We start from the raw sequence: 18,235 nt of genomic DNA, 5'->3' as shown, positions 1-18,235 counted from the left end.
GTCTGCCCAGCATCCTCTGCCGGGAGGTGAAAGCTCATGTACAAACATATTCTGCTGCCGACCGATGGGTCCGACCTTTCCAAGGCCGCAATCAAGCACGGTATCGCGCTCGCCAAGGCGACCGGAGCCAGGGTCACGGCGCTGGTGGTGTCGACGCCGCTGCATTCGCTGGTCGTCGATCCCCACGCTGCGACCAAGGCGCTTGCGCAATACAAGTCGCTGGTGGCCGATCAGACCGCGAAATACCTCGATCATGTGAAGGACGATGCCGAGCAGGCCGGCGTCGCCTGCGCCACGCTCTGCGTCGAGCACGACAAGCCCTATGAGGCGATCGTCGAGACCGCGCGCAAGCAGCATTGCGATCTGGTGCTGATGGCCTCGCATGGGCTGCGCGGCGTCTCGGCGATCCTGGGCAGCGAGACCTTGAAGGTGCTGACGCATTCGACCGTACCGATCTTGGTCTATCGCTAGGCGGGCTGCGGCTCCGGCTGGCGCGCGATCGCGACGACCGGCGAGGCGAGGATGACGAGCGCCTGCAGGCCGAAGATGGCGGCGACGAGGTAGAGACACATGTCGGCGCCGTAGCGGCCGCCGACGACCGCGCCGAGCAGCGAGCCCAGCGGACGGGCGCCATAGCTCAGGATGTTGATGGCCGAGACCCGCCCGAGCAGGCCCGCCGGCGTCACCGACTGCCGCAGCGTCGTGGTCGAGATCACCCAAAGGATCGGCCCGGCGCCGAGCAGGAAGAAGCTGAGGGCGGCAAGGTAGGGCGAGGGGACGAACGTGGTCAGTGCCATGATGAGCGCCGCGGCGAAGCCGGTGACGGGGCCGAGCCCGATGACGGTGCCGAACGGCAGCCGCCGCATGATGCGCGTCGCCAGCAGCGCGCCGCACACCATGCCGACGCCGAACATCGACAGCACCGTGCCGACGCCTCCCGCCGACAGGCCGAGCCGGTGCACCGCATAGGGCACGAACACCGCGAGCAGCAGGAAATGCGCGGTGTTGAAGATGAACTGGGTGACGAACACCGGCCGCAGCAGCGGATGATGCAGCACGAAGGCGGCGCCTTCGCGGATGTCGGCGAGCGGATGGCGGCGCGGCACCGGCGCACGGGCGGGCTCGGCGATGCCGGCCAGGCACATGGCTGCGATCAGCGAGAGCGCCGCGGCGCAGCCGAAGGCCGGAGCGCCGCCGATCCAGCCGACCAGCATGCCGCCCAGCGCGGGCCCGGTGGCAAAGGCGATGGTGCGGGCAAGCTCGATGCGCGCATTCGCGGACGCCAACTGGGTCGGGGCGACGAGGCTCGGCACCAGGGCAGGTGCTGCGACGCTGAACACGACCGTGCCGCACACCGCCGCGAATCCGAGCGCCGCCAGCAGCGGCAGCGTGAGCGCGCCGGATGCGAAGGCGATGAGGATCGCGAGCAGCGCGAGCGCGCGAAGCGTCTCTGCCAGGGCCATCAGCAGCCGTCGCGACATCCGGTCGGCGAGCAGCCCCGCAGGGATCGCGAACAGCACGAAGGGCGCGGTCAGTGCCGTCTGCAAGAGTCCAGTCTCGCCCTCGCCGACACCGAGCGCGAGCACCGCGACGATCGGTGCTGCGGCGAGCGCGATCTGCTCGGCCGATTGCGCGGTGAGGTTCGACCAGGCGAGGCGGTGGAAGCCGGCGGGCAGGGCGGGAGAAGGAGGCATGAAGAGGAACCTGATGTGATGATGTGGCCATCATCAACACGCCGCCTCCTTGCGCCCACCCGCTTCCTGATCTCCGGTATCGGCCGTCGTGCTGCGGACGGCCTATGCCGCGGTCGGTGCCTCGGCCAGTCCCCATTCCGGGGGCAGCGTGCGGAACGCCAGATGGGTGCCGGCATTCAGCGGCGCCGTCTTGAAGCCGAACCGGTGCCAGGCCAGCGCCAGCGCATGCTGGGTGTAGATCGAGATGTGGCCGTTGCGCGGCGCAATGTACCACCAGGACATGCCCTGGCTGTCGAAGTCGTCCGGCTGAGTCAACGTCGAGTAGAACACCGCGCCCGGTTCGGCCACGCAGGCCGCCATGGCTCCGATCGTCGCCAGCGGATCGGGCACGTGCTCGAGCGTCTCGAAGCAGGTGACGAGATCGAACTTGCGATCGGGGCGGGTGGCGTGCTCGGCCACCATCGGATCATAGGTGACCGCTTCCGCAAAGCCTTGAGCACGCAGGCCGGTGCAGAACACGTCGTTGCCGCCGCCGAAGTCGAGCACCCGCATGCCGGCCTTGTGTGGCGCCCAGAAGCGGGCGACGGCCGCCGCATTGTCGGTCGGGCGCTTGACCCGATAGTCGGGATCCACGGCTTCGTAGCCGTCGTTGTAGATGTGGGTCTTGAACTGCTCGATGCTCCAGTCGTCGAAGGCGTCGGTGAACAGAAAGCCGCAGTCCGCGCAGCGCCGGTAATAGATGGGCACACCCGAGAGCGGCGCGCGATACGCATGCGCCGTCTGGCATGGGCGGTTCATGTCGACGACGCCGTAGAGGTCGGCAGGACCGTCACAGATCTTGCAAGGAACAGGCGCGTTGGAGATCGGTCGGAGGCCAAGGTGGGCAGACATGTTGGATCCGGTCAGTGGGGAGACGGGGACCCGGCCGCGCCGATTCGTGTGTGCTTCAGGCGCTCTCGCGAATCGGCAAGGGCGAGCAGCTGCCATGATGGAATGGTATTGGATTAATACCAACGCTCGCGGGCACCCGCCTGCAGCGCTCCTCTACTTGCAAATCAGTTGCATTAAAGGTCGGTTTCGTTCAGGATAGCGGAATGGACGCAAAACCGTCAGATCTTTCGCAACTGCAAGCCTTGGTTCAGCCCAGCGACGGCCGCTCCGGCTGGCGCGGTGAGCGCGGTGAGCCCTCTCTCGGCGACATGTTCGCGACGGTGCGAACCGCAACCAAGGGGTCGCTCTGGCGAAAGCTGCTCGCCTTTCTCGGGCCCGGCTATCTGGTCGCGGTCGGCTACATGGACCCCGGCAATTGGGCGACCTCGCTCGCCGGCGGTGCCAAGTTCGGCTACGTGCTGTTGTCGGTCGCGCTGCTGTCCAACCTGATGGCGATCGTGCTGCAGTCGCTGTGCACCCGGCTCGGCGTCGCCACCGGCCGCGACCTGGCCCAGGCGTGCCGCGATTCGACGCCGCGCTGGGTCTCGTTGCCGCTGTGGCTGTCGGCGGAGATCGCGATCACGGCCACCGACCTCGCCGAGGTGATCGGTACTGCGATCGGTCTCAGCCTGCTGTTCGGGCTGCCGCTGTCGATCGGCGTCTGCGTCACCGCGCTCGATGTCTTTCTGATCCTGGCGCTGCAGGCCTTCGGCTTCCGTTGGATCGAGGCGTTCGTGGTCGCGCTGCTCGGCATCATCGCGCTGTGCTTCGCGATCCAGATCGCGATGGCGCAGCCGGACTGGGCCGAGGTGGTGAAAGGCTTCGTCCCCAGCGGACAGCTGATCGCCAACCCGGAGATGCTCTATCTGGCGCTCGGCATTCTCGGCGCCACCGTGATGCCGCACAATTTGTATCTCCACTCGGGTCTGGTCCAGACCCGCGGCTACGGCGACAGCCCAGAGGACAAGCGCGAGGCGATCACGCTCTCCACGATCGATTCGACCATCGCGCTGTGCCTTGCGCTGACCATCAACGCCTCGATCCTGATCCTGGCGGCGGCGACGTTCCACCGGACCGGACAACGCGACGTCGCCGAGCTTGATCAGGCGCATTCCTTCCTGGCGCCGCTGCTCGGGTCGACGCTGGCACCGACGCTGTTTGCGATCGCGCTTTTGTGCTGCGGCCTGAATTCGACGATCACCGCGACCCTGTCCGGTCAGATCGTGATGGAAGGCTTTCTTCACTGGCGGATCGCGCCCTGGCTGCGCCGGCTGATCACCCGCATGATCGCAATCGTGCCGGCCGTGGTGGTGACGATCTGGGCCGGCGAGAAGGCGACCGGGCAGCTCCTGATCCTCAGTCAGGTCGTGCTCAGCCTGCAACTGCCGTTCGCGATCGTGCCGCTGGTGCTGTTCACCGCGAGCCGGGCCAAGATGGGGCAGTTCGTGGCGCCGCGCTGGCTGACGGCGCTCGCGACCTTGATCGCGGTGGTGATCATTGCGCTCAATACCAAGCTGGTGTGGGATCTGGCCACGGGATGATGAGGAGAGGCGAATAGCGAGTGGGGAGTAGCGAATAGGGACGTTCGAAGCGCTCTATTCGCTACTCCCCATTCGCTATTCGCCTCCTCTAGTCCTGCGGCTCGGGCGCGGTGTCGCCTTCGGCATCCACGCGCAGCCAGCCGGCAGCCGCGAGACGTTGTTGCGGCAGATAGCGACTCTTGTAGTCCATCTTCTTCGAACCCTCGATCCAGTAGCCCAGATAGACGTAGGGCAGGCCCTGGCGCCGCGCCCGGGCGATGTGGTCGAGGATCATGAAGGTGCCGAGCGAGCGCGTGGTCTCCGAGGGGGCGAAGAACGAGTACACCATCGACAGGCCGTCGCTGAGCACGTCCGTCAGCGCCACTGCGACCAGTTCGCCGCCGCGGGCATTCGGACCGTTGCTCAGATTGCGGCGGCGGTACTCGATGATTCGCGTCTCGACATGGCTGTCCTCGACCATCATGGCGTAATCGAGCACCGTCATGTCGGCCATGCCGCCATGACGATGGCGCTGATCGAGATAGCTGCGGAAGATCGAATATTGCTCGGAGGTCGGCACGGCGCTGCGCTGCTCGCCGACCAGATCGGAATTGCGCGCGAGCACCTTGCGGAAGTTGCGCGAGGGGCGGAATTCGTTGGCGATCACGCGGACGGACACGCAGGCCCGGCATTGGTCGCAGGCCGGCCGGTAAGCGATCGACTGGCTGCGGCGGAAGCCGCCATGGGTCAGGAGGTCGTTGAGATCGGTCGCCTTGTCGCCGACCAGATGCGTGAACACCTTGCGTTCCTGCCGCCCCGGCAGATAGGGGCAGGGCGAGGGCGCGGTCAGGTAGAATTGCGGGGTGTCACGCGAATGCTGGGTCAAGGAACGTCGTGAGCCTCCGAGGCGATCATCAACAGAATTGCGCTCCGGAGGCCGCCGGTCAATCGCTTTTGCAGTGCCACCGGACGTCTCATCAGGTGCGAGCCGGTTCAGTCAGTTGCGAGCGCACGGACGTGTTGATCACGACGGTACCGAGCACGAAATCGTGCAGCAGCCGGCGGCGGCTGTTGAACAGTCCGATCAGCAGCACGAACGGCGACAACGCCGAGACCGAGACCCAGAAGCAGACCGCGTGCACGGCACCGAGCACGAAATAGCCCGGCGCGCCATACCAGGTCCGTACCTCCAGATCCATCACCCGCATGCCGATCGTCGCCGAGTTCGGCCCGCCGATCGTTGCGCCGTAGTAGACGATGGCCCAGATCACCGCAGCCGGCGACACCAGCCAGAACAACGCCCAGCCGAGACCCAGCGTGACCACGCCGAAAACGGCAATGAAGATCACCGCCAGGATCACCGGGACCGAGAGCACCAGGAGATCGATCAGGAACGCAATCATCCGCCGCGTCAGCACGCCGCGAAACAATTCCGGCTGCTGATAGGGATCGTAGGCGTGTGGCCGAGCACCGGGACCGCCATTGCTATCGCCTGAACTCATGTACGCCATGACAAGCCCTCCGGATTGGCACCCAGGACATGGGAACCCCTCTTGCGCTTGCAAGGGCTGTTCTTGCTCGGGGCGCGGCAAATTTCCGGCTATTTCGCGACTTGTAAGCCAGAACTTCGCGAGCCGGCGGCCCGCGCAGGCGAAAGGAGCGGCCCGCTCAAGGAGCGTGGGGGTCTCGGAAAGATCCTGGCGCCTCCTCAGCGCTGCTGCCGCAGCCGCTCGGCAGCTTGCGGGGCGAAATAGGTGAGCACGCCGTCGGCGCCGGCACGCTTGAACGCCAGCAGGCTTTCCATCATCGCCCGGTCGCCGTCGATCCAGCCATTGTTGGCGGCGGCCGTGATCATCGCGTATTCGCCCGACACCTGATAGGCGAAGGTCGGCATGCTGAACGTGTCCTTCACGCGCCTGACGACGTCGAGATAGGGCATGCCTGGCTTCACCATCACCATGTCGGCGCCCTCGGCGATGTCGAGCTCGACCTCGCGCAGCGCCTCGTCGGAGTTGGCGCTGTCCATCTGATAGGTGCGCTTGTCGCCGGTCAGCGTCTTGGCCGAGCCGATCGCGTCGCGGAACGGGCCGTAGAAGGCGGAGGCATATTTGGCCGCATAGGCCATGATCTGCACGTCGAGGAAGCCGGCTTGATCCAGGGCCTGGCGGATCGCGCCGACCCGGCCGTCCATCATGTCCGACGGCGCGATGATGTCGCAGCCGGCTTCGGCCTGGACCAGGGCCTGGCGCACCAGCACGGCGACCGTCTCGTCGTTGAGAATGCGGCCGTCCTTGATGAGGCCGTCATGACCGTGGCTGGTGAACGGATCGAGCGCGACGTCGCAGAGCACGCCGATCTCCGGGAACTCCTTCTTGATCGCACGCACCGCCTGGCAGACCAAATTGTCCGGATTGCAGGCCTCGGAGCCGTGCTCGTCGCGCAGCGACGGCTCGGTATAGGGGAACAGCGCGATGCAGGGAATGTCGAGCTTGGCGGCGCGCTCGGCGTCGCGGACGATCTCGTCGACGCTCAGCCGCTCCACGCCCGGCATCGAGGCGACGGTGCTGCGGGTCCGGTCGCCCTGCACCACGAACAGGGGCCAGATCAGATCGTCCGTCGTGAGCACGTTCTCGCGCACCAGCCGGCGGGCCCATTCAGCTTTGCGGTTGCGGCGGGGACGGATGGTGAGGTCGAGCGCCGGCGTCAGTCCAGTGGCCGGATTGCGCGCGGTGTCGCGCAGGTCGATCGGGCGCCCGAATTTGATCGCCATGAGGGCTGGCTCCTTGCTGACCGGCGAGCCGGATTTTGACTTGTTGTAATTCCAACAATCTGTAGCACTTTGCCCGTCGCCCGTCACTTGACCTGACGCAAGCGGCCCGGTTGATTTCCGGCCCGGTTGATTTCACGGTGCCGGCCGGCCAAGAATCGCCATGCTCCTGGTCTTGAGAGGCCCCAATGACGACCCGCCTGTTCTGCTCGAGCTGCCATGGCTGAGATTCCCTCGGCGCGAGATCTGGCGCGTGACAACGCCGCCATGTCGATTGCCGCCATGTCCTCGGATCGGCGCGAGAGCGACGACAATGTCTGGACGCGGCGGCTCGTGCTGTTCCTGCGGGTCATGGCCATGCTCTCGATTGCCAAGGGCCTTTACCATTGGGCCCAGGTGACCGGCTTCATCGGCGGCGAGGACGACGCGTTCGAGAACCAGGCGATGGCCTGGCAGGCCGCGACGGTCTATTTCGCGGTGATCGAGCTCGTCGCCGCCGTGGGCCTGTGGCTGGCCACGCCGTGGGGCGCGGTGGTGTGGCTCACCACGGTCGTCTCGATGGCGGTCATCGAGCTCATGTTCCCGGGCATCTATGGCGGCAATCTGCTGGTGGTCGCGGGCGAGGCGGTCATGCTCGCCGCCTACCTCGTACTGGCCTGGATGGCGGCCCGGGAGCGGCCACCATAGGTCGTGCGGAAAATTCGTTGCACGCTGTAAATCTTTTCAGCGCGATGCAAGTAATGTTTCGAACACCTTAAGAGCGTCTGCCACAGCCGTTACAGAGACCTTAGCGGCGCTACCCAAGCGTGTTTTGTAATGCGACAGGTGGGTGAAACGAACCGCGAACATCGCCCCTCGACCGTCAACGGACTATTGCAAAAGCCTCTGTAATTACTGAATTAAAAGAGGATTCACTCTCCGCGATTCATTCTCTCTTTATGCTCTTATTTAAGGCGATCTTCAAAGCACGCCCCTTAAGTTCGTTCTATCAGACGGGACAAAAGTTTCGTCGAATAAGTCGACAAAAACGACGACAGGGGAAGTGTCATGATGAAAGCCGTTGCGACGGCCGTGGAGACTGCTGCGCCGGGCCAGGGCGGCACCGTGCAGTCGCTCTATCTGGAAGCACTGACGCTGGTGGAGCGGCTGCATCGCCGTCTGCTCGACGTCATCAAGGACGAGTTCGACCGCCGCGGTCGTTCCGATATCAATTCGGTCCAGGCGCTGCTGCTCTATAACATCGGCGACAAGGAGCTGACCGCGGGCGAGCTGCGCACGCGCGGCTACTATCTCGGCTCCAACGTCTCCTACAACCTGAAGAAGCTGGTCGAGCTCGGCTTCCTCGATCACCAGCGCTCGCGCGTCGATCGCCGCTCGGTCCGCATCCGCCTGACCCCGCAGGGGCAGGAGATCCGCCGCATCGTCGACTCGCTGTATCAGAAGCACGTCAAGACCGTGGAGCAGGTCGGCGGCATTTCGAGCGAGGAGTTCTCCACGCTCAACAAGTCGCTGCATCGTCTCGAGCGGTTCTGGACCGACCAGATCCTGTATCGCCTCTGAGCCGGTCTCACCGTTTCGGCTGAGCCGGCCTCAGACATCGAGAGCCAAGACCGGACAGCCGTTGATCGTCTGGAAGTCGTTCTTGCGCCGGCCCCTTCGGGCCGGCGTTTTCTTGTTCGCCTTGGCAAAAACCTTGGCAAAAACCCCGGTCCGAATTGGAACCAATCGAGGCTCCTGGGCTTATGTCCCTGGACCGGAGGTCGGACCATGCTGCACGATGCCGGAATGCAAGTCATGAACGTGGCGATGGTTGGGGATGCCTATGCCATCGCCTCCAACTATCTGCGTCTCTCCGGCGAGCTGCCAGAGGAGTTCGCGCCGAACGAGAGACTTGTCGACATCATCGTTCAGCTGATTCACCGTGGAGAATTCAACAAGCTCAAGCTCGCCAACAAGGCGATCTCGATGTTCAAGTCTGCCTGACGGCCTGACGTTCAAGAGGGGATGATATGGAAGCCGCCATCGATCGCATCATGCACACTTACGACCTGCTGGCGAACCGCACCGCCGCGGCGAGCGACGAGGCGCGCCGCAAGGTGAGCGCCTATATCCAGACCTTGTTCGAAGCCGGCGAGCGCGATCCGCACCGCCTGACGGTATGCGGCCTGACCTATCTGCGTCAGCTCGATGGCCGCGTCGATCCGGTGAAGGCGGGCTACACCGGCCTCTGATGTCTTTCGGTGCGGCATTGCTCGCCGCGCGCTTGCCTCACAACCTGTATGAGACCATCCGGTTTCATGCAGGTTGTTTGTATTTGGGGGGCGATGCATTTGGTGTCCCGAGTCGTTGTCGTGGCAGGAATCTTGGCCTTCGCGTGCGGTGAGCTGAGCCTGCCCACGAAGAGTATGGCTGAGACGGTTTGACCCCAGAAGGGACCGAACAGTCGAGAAGCACTGGCCAGAATAGGCGCCTGCGCAGCGACGACGATCACGAAAATTGCTGATCGGTTTGATGAGCCGCTGTCGCCTACCCCGTTCAAGCGCGGCGAGAAGCGCGGCAAGTATGGTGATCCCATTATGGATCCGGGGACGCACGTGCTGTACCAGAGCGGTGCCGAGCAGATCGACGCAGAGTGGAACGCCGCCGTGGCCCATTCCAAACTGGGCGATCCCGTGCCTCTGCACCGTCTGGAAGCCGAAGAATTGCCCGCCCGGCGATGATCGGGGGCGAATCTACAAGGCGACCAATCTCCGGACCAAGGAAACGTGGCAGATGTCGGAAAGCTGGCACTCCTGCGGCGGGGCTTGAGCAGGGCTTGCTCTGGACCTCGTCCACCATATCTGGCGCAAATATCCGGTTTGACCCGCAACCGCTTGGCCTGTCCCTTGGCCTGCCGCCGCCCATATGGTAAGGGCAGGGGTCTTTTCCGACCGACTTCACTGAACCGACCGCAGGCCACCTAAGGCCTTGCGGACGTGGAGATATTCCGCCGATGACCGCTTCCAGCGCCAAGCCCGCCTCGTCAGTCGATTCCTTCTTCTCCGCCACCCTGGCCGAGGCCGATCCCGAAATCGCCGCCGCCATCAAGGGTGAACTCGGTCGGCAACGGCACGAGATCGAGCTGATCGCCTCGGAAAACATCGTCAGCCGGGCGGTCCTGGAGGCCCAGGGCTCGGTGATGACCAACAAGTACGCGGAAGGGTATCCGGGCGCGCGCTATTATGGCGGCTGCGAATGGGTCGACGTCGCCGAGAACCTCGCGATCGACCGCGCCAAGAAGCTGTTCGGCGCCAATTTCGCCAACGTCCAGCCGAACTCCGGCAGCCAGATGAACCAGGCCGTGTTCCTGGCGCTCCTGCAGCCCGGCGACACCTTCATGGGCCTCGACCTCGCCGCCGGCGGCCATCTCACCCACGGCTCGCCGGTCAACATGTCCGGCAAGTGGTTCAAGGCCGCGCACTACACGGTCCGCCGCGACGATCATCTGATCGACATGGATGCGGTCGCCAAGCAGGCCGAGGAGGTCAAGCCGAAGCTGATCATCGCCGGTGGCAGCGCCTACTCGCGCCCGTGGGACTTCAAGCGCTTCCGCGAGATCGCAGACCACGTCGGAGCCTACCTCCTGGTCGACATGGCGCACTTCGCCGGTCTCGTCGCCGGCGGCGTACATGCCTCGCCGGTGCCGCATGCCCACGTCACGACGACCACGACCCACAAATCGCTGCGTGGCCCGCGCGGCGGCCTGATCCTCTGGAACGACGAGGCACTGACCAAGAAGCTGAACTCGGCGATCTTCCCGGGCCTGCAGGGCGGTCCGCTGATGCATGTGATCGCGGCCAAGGCGGTGGCCTTCGCCGAAGCGCTGCGGCCGGAGTTCAAGACTTACGCGAAGAACATCGTCGAGAACGCGAAGGCGCTGGCGGAATCGCTGCGCGCGCATGGCTTCGACATCGTCTCCGGCGGCACCGACAACCATTTGATGCTGGTCGACCTCCGGCCCAAGGCCCTGAAGGGCAACGTCTCGGAGAAGGCGCTGGTCCGCGCCGGCATCACCTGCAACAAGAACGGCATCCCGTTCGACCCCGAGAAGCCGTTCGTCACCTCGGGCCTGCGCCTCGGCACCCCCGCGGCGACGACCCGCGGCTTCGGCGTCGCCGAATTCCAGCAGGTCGGCAGCCTGATCGCCGAGGTGCTGAACGCGATCGCACAGGCGCCGGACGGCAGCGCGCCGCTGGTGGAAGCTGCGGTCAAGGGGAAGGTGAAGGCGCTGACCGACCGGTTCCCGATCTATCAGTAAGGCTTAACGCGAAATGCGCTGCCCGAGCTGCAACAGCCTCGATACGCAGGTGAAGGACTCCCGCCCCACCGAGGATTCCTCGGTGATCCGGCGGCGGCGGGTCTGCGTCACCTGCAATTTCCGCTTCACGACCTTCGAGCGGGTGCAGCTGCGCGAACTGACCGTGATCAAGCGCAACGGCCGCCGCGTGCCGTTCGACCGCGACAAGCTGATGCGCTCGGTGCAGATCTCCTTGCGCAAGCGCTCGGTCGATCCGGAGCGGGTCGAGAAGATGGTCTCGGCGATCGTGCGCGAGCTCGAGAGCGGCGGTGAGTCGGAAGTGTCCTCGGAGGCGATCGGCGAGATCGTGATGGAGCATCTGCGCGATCTCGACGACGTGGCCTATGTCCGCTTCGCCTCGGTCTACCGCAATTTCCGCGAGGCCAAGGATTTCGAGGCCGTGCTCGGCGAGCTCTCGGCGGAGGACGAAGCACCGCGCCTCGCGCCGGTCCGCAAATGATCTTCCGGGTTCTGGTCGATCAGGTCGGCGAGAAGCTGAAGGCTCAGAAGGACGCCGACCGCCGCTTCATGCAGCTCGCGCTGACGCTCGGCCGCCGCGGGTTGGGGCGGACCTGGCCCAATCCCGCCGTCGGTGCCGTGGTGGTCAAGGACGGCGTGATCGTCGGCCGCGGCTGGACCCAGCCCGGTGGACGTCCTCATGGCGAGCCCGAGGCGCTGCGCCGTGCCGGGGAGGCAGCCAAAGGCGCCACGCTCTACGTGACGCTGGAGCCGTGCTCGCATGTCGGCAAGTCGCCGCCTTGCGTGGACGCGGTTATCGCAGCCGGAATCAGCCGCGTCGTCTCGGCGATCGAGGATCCCAATCCGGAGGTCGCAGGGCAGGGACATGCGAAGCTCCGCGCCGCCGGCATCCAGGTCGAGGTCGGCCTCTGCTCGGCGGACGCCAAGCGCGACCATTCGGGTCATTTCCGACGCATCCGCGACGGGCGGCCGCATGTGATCCTGAAGCTTGCCGTCTCGGCCGACGACAAGATTGCAACCGCGGGCAACACGCCGGTCGCGATCACCGGCGAAGCGGCGCGGACGCGCGTGCATGTGTTGCGTGCCCAGAGCGACGCGATCCTGATCGGCGTGCGCACCGCGATCGCCGACGATCCGCTGCTGACCTGCCGGCTACCCGGCATGGAATCCCGCTCGCCGGTCCGTGTCGTGCTCGACCCCGTCCTGCGCCTCCCGACCGCCAGCCGTCTGGTGCAGTCAGCGCGGACGACGCCGCTTTGGCTCGTTGCCTCTGAGGTGGCGGAGCCCGCCGCAGCGACCAAGCTGGGAGCCGCCGGCGCGCAGGTGATCCGCCTGCCGCCGCAGGTCGCACCGTCGGCACTGGAGCCACCCGCCGTGCTCAAGGCGCTCGCCGAGAAGGGCATCACCCGTTTGATGATCGAAGGCGGCAGCCGCGTCGCATCATCTTTCATGGCAAGTGGCCTGGTCGATGAAATCTGGCTGCTGCGTGGTCCCGGGGAGATCGGAGCGGACGGGATCGCTGCGCTGGATGCATTGCCGCTGACCGCAATCACGCAGTCGCCGGCCTATCGCGTTCGTGCTAGCGAAACGCTCGATCCCGACACCCTTACGATTTACGAGCGCGCGTAATGTTTACCGGCATCGTCACCGATATCGGCGAGATCGTCAGCCTGACGCCGCGGACCGAGGGCAAGCTGCACCGGCTGCGCATCGCCTGCAGCTACGACCAGGCCACGATCGCCGATGGCGCGTCCATCGCCAACAACGGCGTCTGCCTCACGGTCGTGCAGTCGGGCCTCACCGACGGCAAGACCTGGTTCGAGGTCGATGCCGCCGCGGAGACGCTGGCGCTGACCACGGCCAAGCACTGGCGCGTCGGAACGAAGCTGAACCTGGAGCGGGCGCTGAAGATCGGCGACGAGCTCGGCGGTCACATCGTCTCGGGTCATGTCGACGGTATTGCGACCATCGTCAGCCGCGACGACCTGCCTGATATGGCGCGGTTCGTGCTGAAGACAACGCGGGATCTGGCGCGCTTCATCGCCACCAAGGGCTCGGTTACCCTCGACGGCGTGTCGCTGACGGTCAACACCGTCGACGAACTGGCCTTCTCGGTGCTGATCATTCCGCATACGCTGTCGGTCACCACGCTGTCGTCCTGGCAGGCCGGCGGCGAGGTCAATCTCGAGGTCGACCTGATGGCGCGCTATGCCGCGCGCCTCACGGAAATGAAGTAGCCTCGAAGGGGGCTTTCCGTCTTGGCTTTGCGGGCGCTGGCGCCTACAAGGCCAGCCCTGATTGCGAGGAGGCGCTGATGTGTCGTCTCGCAGCATGAGGCCGATTTCATCTCGCCCTTCGCGAGGCGGCCGGATGGCCGCTCCCTTGGGACGAGGCACCTGAAGACAATGGAAACAGAACCATGGCAGACGCACGGCGCGCGCCGCTCAAAGACCAGACCGACATCTCCGGCGCACGGGCGCTGATCGTCGAGGCCCGCTTCTACGACGACCTTCAGGACGCCCTGCTGGAGGGCGCCACCGCCGAGCTGAAGGCGGCGGGCGTGGGCTATGATGTTCTCACCGTCACCGGCTCGTTGGAGATTCCGGCGACTATTGCCATTGCGCTCGATGCGGCGGCCAAGGCCGGCAAGCCTTATGATGCGGCGATCGCGCTCGGCTGCGTCATCCGTGGCGACACCATCCATTTCGAGATCGTGTCGCAGGAATCCTCGCGAGCCCTGATGGATATGTCGGTGGCGCGCGGCCTGCCGCTCGGCAACGGCATCCTCACCGTCAACAATGAGGACCAGGCCTGGGCGCGCGCCCGCGTCTCCGAGATGAACAAGGGCGGCGATGCCGCCCGCGCCGCGCTCGCCGTGCTGCGCATCAAACGCCGTCTGGCGCGAGGCTGACATGGCCGAGAACAAACCCTTCAAGGGCCCGGTCAGAGCCAACGACCGCAAGGCCAACCGGCGCGGCGCCGCACGGCTCGCCGCGGTGCAGGCGCTCTACCAGATGGACATCGCAGGCGCCGGCATCAACGACGTCCTGGCCGAGTTCGAGAGCCACTGGCTCGGCAACGAGGTCGAGGGCGAGCAGTATCTGCCGGCCGAGGCCGCCTTCTTCCGCGACATCGTCTCCGGCGTGGTGCGCGACCAGACCAAGATCGATCCGGTGCTCGATACGGCGCTGGAGCGCGGCTGGCCGCTGCAGCGGATCGAGGCGATCTTGCGCGCGGTGCTGCGTGCCGGCGCCTATGAGCTGGAGCGGCGCAAGGACATTCCGGCGCGGGTCGTCGTGTCCGAATATGTCGACATCGCCCATGCCTTCGTCGAGCGCGACGAGACCGGCATGGTCAACGCCGTGCTGGAGCAACTCGCCCGGCAATACCGAGCCGACGAGATGGGGCCGAAGTAGCGATGGGGGGCGCCGGAGCACGATCGCTGCGAACCGGCGCGATGCCAGTCTCTTTCCTCGACTGTCATCACCCGCGACGGCGGGTGATCCCGTATTCCAGAGACGTTCAAGGGATACGGAAGGGCCGCGGCGTACTGGATCGCCCGGTCGAGCCGGGCGATGACAGCAGAGTGTGCAAAGTGTGGGGGACGAGCGCGTGACCCACAACCCCTCCGGCGAAGACTCCCTGATCGCGCGCTATTTCAAGCCGCTGGCGACCGACCCCGGCGCCTTCGGCCTCATCGACGATGCCGCGATCATTCCGGCCAATGGTGACGACATCGTCGTCAAGACCGACGCCATCGTCGAAGGCGTCCATTATCTCGCCAACGATCCCCCCGACACCATCGCGCGCAAGGCGCTGCGGGTGAACCTGTCCGATCTCGCCGCCAAGGGCGCCGTGCCCACCGGCTTCGTCCTGACGCTGGCGCTGCGCGAGAAGGACGAGGCGTGGCTGTCGGAGTTCGCGCGTGGCCTCGGCGAGGACGCGGCTGCGTTCGGCTGTCCGCTGCTCGGTGGCGACACCGTGTCGACGCCCGGTCCCGTGATGATCTCGATCGCAGCCTGGGGGCGGGTGCCTAGGGGCCGGATGGTGCATCGCTTCGGGGCGCGTCCCGGCGACCGGGTGATGGTCACGGGAACGATCGGTGATGCTGCGCTCGGCCTGTGCATGCTGACGGGCACAGCGGAGGCGGCGGCGCTGGCCGACGATCCCGTCGCGCGGGATATGCTGATCGGCCGCTATCGCACGCCGCAGCCGCGCAATGCCCTGGCCGCGGCCGTGAGAGACTACGCGACCGCCTCGATGGACGTCTCCGATGGCCTCGCAGGCGACCTGATCAAGCTCTGCGCCGCCTCTTCCGTGAGCGCCGACATCACGCTGTCACACATTCCACGATCGCCGGCGGCGGCGAAGCTGCTCGCTGTCGGGGCCGCGCAGCTTGAAAGCATGATCTCCGGCGGCGACGATTACGAGATCCTCTGCACTGTTCCCGCAGCGCAATGCGCAGCCTTCCGTGGCGCAGCCGAGACGGCGGGCGTTGCCGTCACCGACATCGGCGCCATCGTCGAAGGAACGCGAGCCCCGCGCTTCCTGGACGGGCAGGGCCGTCCCGTCACACTGACGCGCTTGTCCTTCAGCCACTTCTGACACCTATTTGCACCGCACAATGCGACCAAAGAAGCGTCTGAATTTGGAGCGGTTCAGGCGTCGCGGCGTTGCGTCATCATGGCGATTTTGGCAAGCTTCATGATGTTCGAGGCGGCTCCGCCCGGGGCTGCCTGACAGGGGGCGTGCGTCGCACCAGCGCGGCGTGACGTAGTTAGAAAAGCAAAGAGCCGAGGAAACTAAATGTCAGCTTTATGGGTGATCGTGCTCTGCGGAGCGCTGTCGATCGTCTATGCGATCTGGGCCACACAATCGGTGCTCAGCGCAGACGCCGGCAATGCGCGCATGCAGGAAATCGCGGCGGCCGTGCGTGAGGGCGCGCAGGCCTATCTTCGCCGCCAATACATGACGATCGGAATCGTCGGTGTCGTGATCTTCGTGCTCCTTGCGTATTTCCTCGGCATGCTCGTCGCGATCGGCTTTGCGATCGGCGCGATCCTCTCCGGCGCGGCTGGCTTCATCGGCATGAACGTGTCGGTGCGCGCCAACGTCCGCACGGCACAGGCGGCCATCACCTCGCTCGCCGGCGGCCTCGAACTCGCCTTCAAGGCCGGCGCCATCACCGGTCTGCTCGTGGCCGGTCTCGCACTACTCGGCGTCACCATCTATTTCGGCATCCTGACCGGCTTCATGAAGCTCGCGCCGGACAGTCGCACCGTGATCGACGCGCTGGTCGCGCTCGGCTTCGGTGCCTCGCTGATCTCGATCTTCGCCCGTCTCGGCGGCGGCATCTTCACCAAGGGCGCCGACGTCGGCGGTGATCTCGTCGGCAAGGTCGAAGCCGGCATCCCGGAGGACGATCCGCGCAACCCCGCGACCATCGCCGACAACGTCGGCGACAACGTCGGTGACTGCGCCGGCATGGCCGCCGACCTGTTCGAGACCTATGCGGTGACCGCGGTCGCCACCATGGTCCTGGCGGCCATCTTCTTCGCCAAGTCGTCGCTGCTGACCAACATGATGACCCTGCCGCTCGCCATCGGCGGCATCTGCATCATCACCTCGATCGCAGGCACCTTCTTCGTCAAGCTCGGCGCCAGCCAGTCGATCATGGGCGCTCTCTACAAGGGCCTGATTGCGACCGGCGTCCTGTCGCTCGGTGGCGTGGCGCTGGCCATCGCCTGGCTGATCGGCTTCGGCAAGCTCGACGGCGTCGACTACACCGGCACGGCGCTGTTCATGTGCGGCGTGGTCGGTCTGGTCGTCACCGGCCTCATCATCTGGATCACCGAATACTACACCGGCACCGACTTCCGCCCGGTGAAGTCGATCGCGGCGGCCTCGGTGACCGGTCACGGCACCAACGTGATCCAGGGCCTCGCCATCTCGATGGAGTCGACCGCGCTGCCTGCGATCGTCATCATCGCCGGCATCCTGGTCACTTATAGCCTGGCCGGCCTGTTCGGCATCGCGATCGCGACCACGACCATGCTCGCTCTGGCCGGCATGATCGTCGCGCTCGACGCCTTCGGCCCGGTCACCGACAACGCCGGCGGCATCGCCGAGATGGCCGGTCTGCCGAAGGAGGTCCGCAAGTCGACCGATGCGCTCGACGCGGTCGGCAACACCACCAAGGCGGTCACCAAGGGCTACGCGATCGGCTCGGCCGGTCTCGGCGCGCTGGTGCTGTTCGCGGCCTATAACCAGGACCTCCAGTTCTTCATCGCGGATTCGGCGCACCATCCCTATTTCGCGGGGATCAAGCCGGACTTCTCGCTGAACAACCCTTATGTCGTGGTTGGTCTGCTGTTCGGCGGCCTGCTGCCGTATCTGTTCGGCGCGATGGGCATGACCGCGGTCGGCCGTGCGGCCGGCGCAATCGTCGAGGAGGTGCGGCGTCAGTTCCGCGAGAAGCCGGGCATCATGCAGGGCACCGACAAGCCTGACTACGGTAAGGCGGTTGACCTGCTGACCAAGGCGGCGATCAAGGAGATGATCATCCCCTCGCTGCTGCCGGTGCTGTCGCCAATCGTCGTGTACTTCCTGATCTACGCCATCGCGGGCGGCGGCGCAGCCGGCAAGTCGGCGGCGTTCTCGGCCGTCGGCGCCATGCTGCTCGGCGTCATCGTCACCGGCCTGTTCGTCGCGATCTCGATGACCTCGGGCGGCGGCGCCTGGGACAACGCCAAGAAGTACATCGAGGACGGCCACTACGGCGGCAAGGGCTCGGATGCTCACAAGGCGGCGGTGACGGGTGACACTGTCGGCGACCCCTACAAGGACACGGCCGGCCCCGCGGTGAACCCGATGATCAAGATCACCAACATCGTGGCCCTGCTGCTGCTGGCGATCCTCGCGCACTGAGCGGGGCGATGTCCTGACCAATAAAAACCCCGCGGCGCGAGCCGCGGGGTCTTTCATTGTCTCTCGTTGTGTCGTGACGCCA

Annotated in this window: 20 protein-coding genes; 15 read left to right on the top strand and 5 right to left on the bottom strand. The window is 65.6% G+C overall.

Going from position 1 to position 18,235, the window contains the following annotated elements; genetic code table 11:
- Positions 1 to 36 precede the first annotated feature (36 nt).
- Complete coding sequence (locus tag QX051_RS04170; RefSeq protein ID WP_315740234.1) at positions 37 to 471, top strand: universal stress protein; 435 nt, start codon at positions 37 to 39, stop codon at positions 469 to 471.
- Here QX051_RS04170 and QX051_RS04165 read toward each other — a convergent pair.
- On the bottom strand, positions 468 to 1,694 hold the full coding sequence (locus QX051_RS04165; protein WP_315775172.1) for an MFS transporter: 1,227 nt from the start codon (positions 1,692 to 1,694) through the stop codon (positions 468 to 470). The two genes, QX051_RS04170 and QX051_RS04165, sit on opposite strands and share 4 nt — an antisense overlap.
- Before the next feature lie 102 nt (positions 1,695 to 1,796).
- The gene (locus tag QX051_RS04160) at positions 1,797 to 2,585 is read right to left on the bottom strand and encodes a class I SAM-dependent methyltransferase (RefSeq protein ID WP_315775170.1); all 789 of its coding nucleotides are present in this window, start codon (positions 2,583 to 2,585) and stop codon (positions 1,797 to 1,799) included.
- 203 nt (positions 2,586 to 2,788) lie between these two features.
- Here QX051_RS04160 and QX051_RS04155 point away from each other — a divergent pair, with 203 nt between their 5' ends.
- Entirely contained in the window at positions 2,789 to 4,165 is a 1,377-nt protein-coding gene (locus QX051_RS04155; RefSeq protein WP_315775168.1) for an Nramp family divalent metal transporter, read from the top strand.
- Between the two features lie 88 nt (positions 4,166 to 4,253).
- On the opposite strand, the gene QX051_RS04150 is transcribed toward QX051_RS04155, so the two are convergent.
- The 3 genes from QX051_RS04150 to hemB form a co-directional block, all read right to left on the bottom strand.
- Positions 4,254 to 5,030 carry an arginyltransferase gene (locus tag QX051_RS04150; RefSeq protein ID WP_315775167.1) on the bottom strand — a complete coding sequence of 259 codons (777 nt, stop codon included), beginning with the start codon at positions 5,028 to 5,030 and terminating at the stop codon, positions 4,254 to 4,256.
- Positions 5,031 to 5,121: 91 nt separating this feature from the next.
- Entirely contained in the window at positions 5,122 to 5,655 is a 534-nt protein-coding gene (locus tag QX051_RS04145) for an RDD family protein (RefSeq protein WP_315775165.1), read from the bottom strand.
- 197 nt (positions 5,656 to 5,852) lie between these two features.
- Positions 5,853 to 6,914, bottom strand: coding sequence for a porphobilinogen synthase (gene hemB, locus QX051_RS04140; protein ID WP_315758572.1), 1,062 nt, complete (start codon positions 6,912 to 6,914; stop codon positions 5,853 to 5,855).
- Positions 6,915 to 7,130: 216 nt separating this feature from the next.
- Between hemB and QX051_RS04135 the strand changes: the two genes are divergently transcribed.
- From QX051_RS04135 to QX051_RS04075, 13 genes are all read left to right on the top strand, one after another.
- Positions 7,131 to 7,598, top strand: a complete 468-nt coding sequence (locus QX051_RS04135) for a DUF6163 family protein (RefSeq protein ID WP_315740227.1) — start codon at positions 7,131 to 7,133, stop codon at positions 7,596 to 7,598.
- Between the two features lie 360 nt (positions 7,599 to 7,958).
- Positions 7,959 to 8,471 (top strand): transcriptional regulator LdtR, encoded by a 513-nt coding sequence (gene ldtR / locus QX051_RS04130; RefSeq protein WP_008962376.1) that lies wholly within the window; start codon positions 7,959 to 7,961, stop codon positions 8,469 to 8,471.
- A 207-nt stretch (positions 8,472 to 8,678) separates the two neighbouring features.
- Positions 8,679 to 8,894 carry a hypothetical protein gene (locus QX051_RS04125; RefSeq protein WP_315740226.1) on the top strand — a complete coding sequence of 72 codons (216 nt, stop codon included), beginning with the start codon at positions 8,679 to 8,681 and terminating at the stop codon, positions 8,892 to 8,894.
- 26 nt (positions 8,895 to 8,920) lie between these two features.
- Positions 8,921 to 9,142, top strand: coding sequence for a hypothetical protein (locus QX051_RS04120; RefSeq protein WP_315711437.1), 222 nt, complete (start codon positions 8,921 to 8,923; stop codon positions 9,140 to 9,142).
- A gap of 363 nt (positions 9,143 to 9,505) precedes the next feature.
- Positions 9,506 to 9,631, top strand: a complete 126-nt coding sequence (locus QX051_RS04115; RefSeq protein ID WP_315775162.1) for a hypothetical protein — start codon at positions 9,506 to 9,508, stop codon at positions 9,629 to 9,631.
- Between the two features lie 272 nt (positions 9,632 to 9,903).
- The gene (gene glyA / locus QX051_RS04110; protein ID WP_315775160.1) at positions 9,904 to 11,208 is read left to right on the top strand and encodes a serine hydroxymethyltransferase; all 1,305 of its coding nucleotides are present in this window, start codon (positions 9,904 to 9,906) and stop codon (positions 11,206 to 11,208) included.
- A gap of 13 nt (positions 11,209 to 11,221) precedes the next feature.
- A complete protein-coding gene (nrdR, locus tag QX051_RS04105; protein ID WP_006612773.1) occupies positions 11,222 to 11,707 on the top strand; it encodes a transcriptional regulator NrdR in 486 nt (161 codons plus the stop codon).
- Complete coding sequence (gene ribD, locus QX051_RS04100; protein ID WP_315775158.1) at positions 11,704 to 12,855, top strand: bifunctional diaminohydroxyphosphoribosylaminopyrimidine deaminase/5-amino-6-(5-phosphoribosylamino)uracil reductase RibD; 1,152 nt, start codon at positions 11,704 to 11,706, stop codon at positions 12,853 to 12,855. Before nrdR ends, ribD begins: the two co-directional genes overlap by 4 nt.
- Complete coding sequence (locus QX051_RS04095) at positions 12,855 to 13,463, top strand: riboflavin synthase (RefSeq protein WP_315775156.1); 609 nt, start codon at positions 12,855 to 12,857, stop codon at positions 13,461 to 13,463. Before ribD ends, QX051_RS04095 begins: the two co-directional genes overlap by 1 nt.
- A gap of 182 nt (positions 13,464 to 13,645) precedes the next feature.
- Positions 13,646 to 14,137 carry a 6,7-dimethyl-8-ribityllumazine synthase gene (gene ribH / locus QX051_RS04090; protein ID WP_315775154.1) on the top strand — a complete coding sequence of 164 codons (492 nt, stop codon included), beginning with the start codon at positions 13,646 to 13,648 and terminating at the stop codon, positions 14,135 to 14,137.
- Between the two features lies 1 nt (position 14,138).
- Positions 14,139 to 14,642, top strand: a complete 504-nt coding sequence (gene nusB, locus QX051_RS04085) for a transcription antitermination factor NusB (protein ID WP_315775153.1) — start codon at positions 14,139 to 14,141, stop codon at positions 14,640 to 14,642.
- Between the two features lie 196 nt (positions 14,643 to 14,838).
- Positions 14,839 to 15,831, top strand: a complete 993-nt coding sequence (thiL, locus tag QX051_RS04080) for a thiamine-phosphate kinase (protein ID WP_315775152.1) — start codon at positions 14,839 to 14,841, stop codon at positions 15,829 to 15,831.
- A 201-nt stretch (positions 15,832 to 16,032) separates the two neighbouring features.
- Positions 16,033 to 18,153 (top strand): sodium-translocating pyrophosphatase, encoded by a 2,121-nt coding sequence (locus QX051_RS04075; RefSeq protein WP_315740218.1) that lies wholly within the window; start codon positions 16,033 to 16,035, stop codon positions 18,151 to 18,153.
- Positions 18,154 to 18,235: the final 82 nt, after the last annotated feature.

Source organism: Bradyrhizobium sp. SZCCHNR1053, from assembly GCF_032381235.1.
Taxonomy (GTDB): Bacteria; Pseudomonadota; Alphaproteobacteria; order Rhizobiales; family Xanthobacteraceae; genus Bradyrhizobium.
The sequence above is the reverse complement of the archived record's forward strand: the minus strand, read 5'-3'. Positions and strand labels throughout refer to the sequence as shown.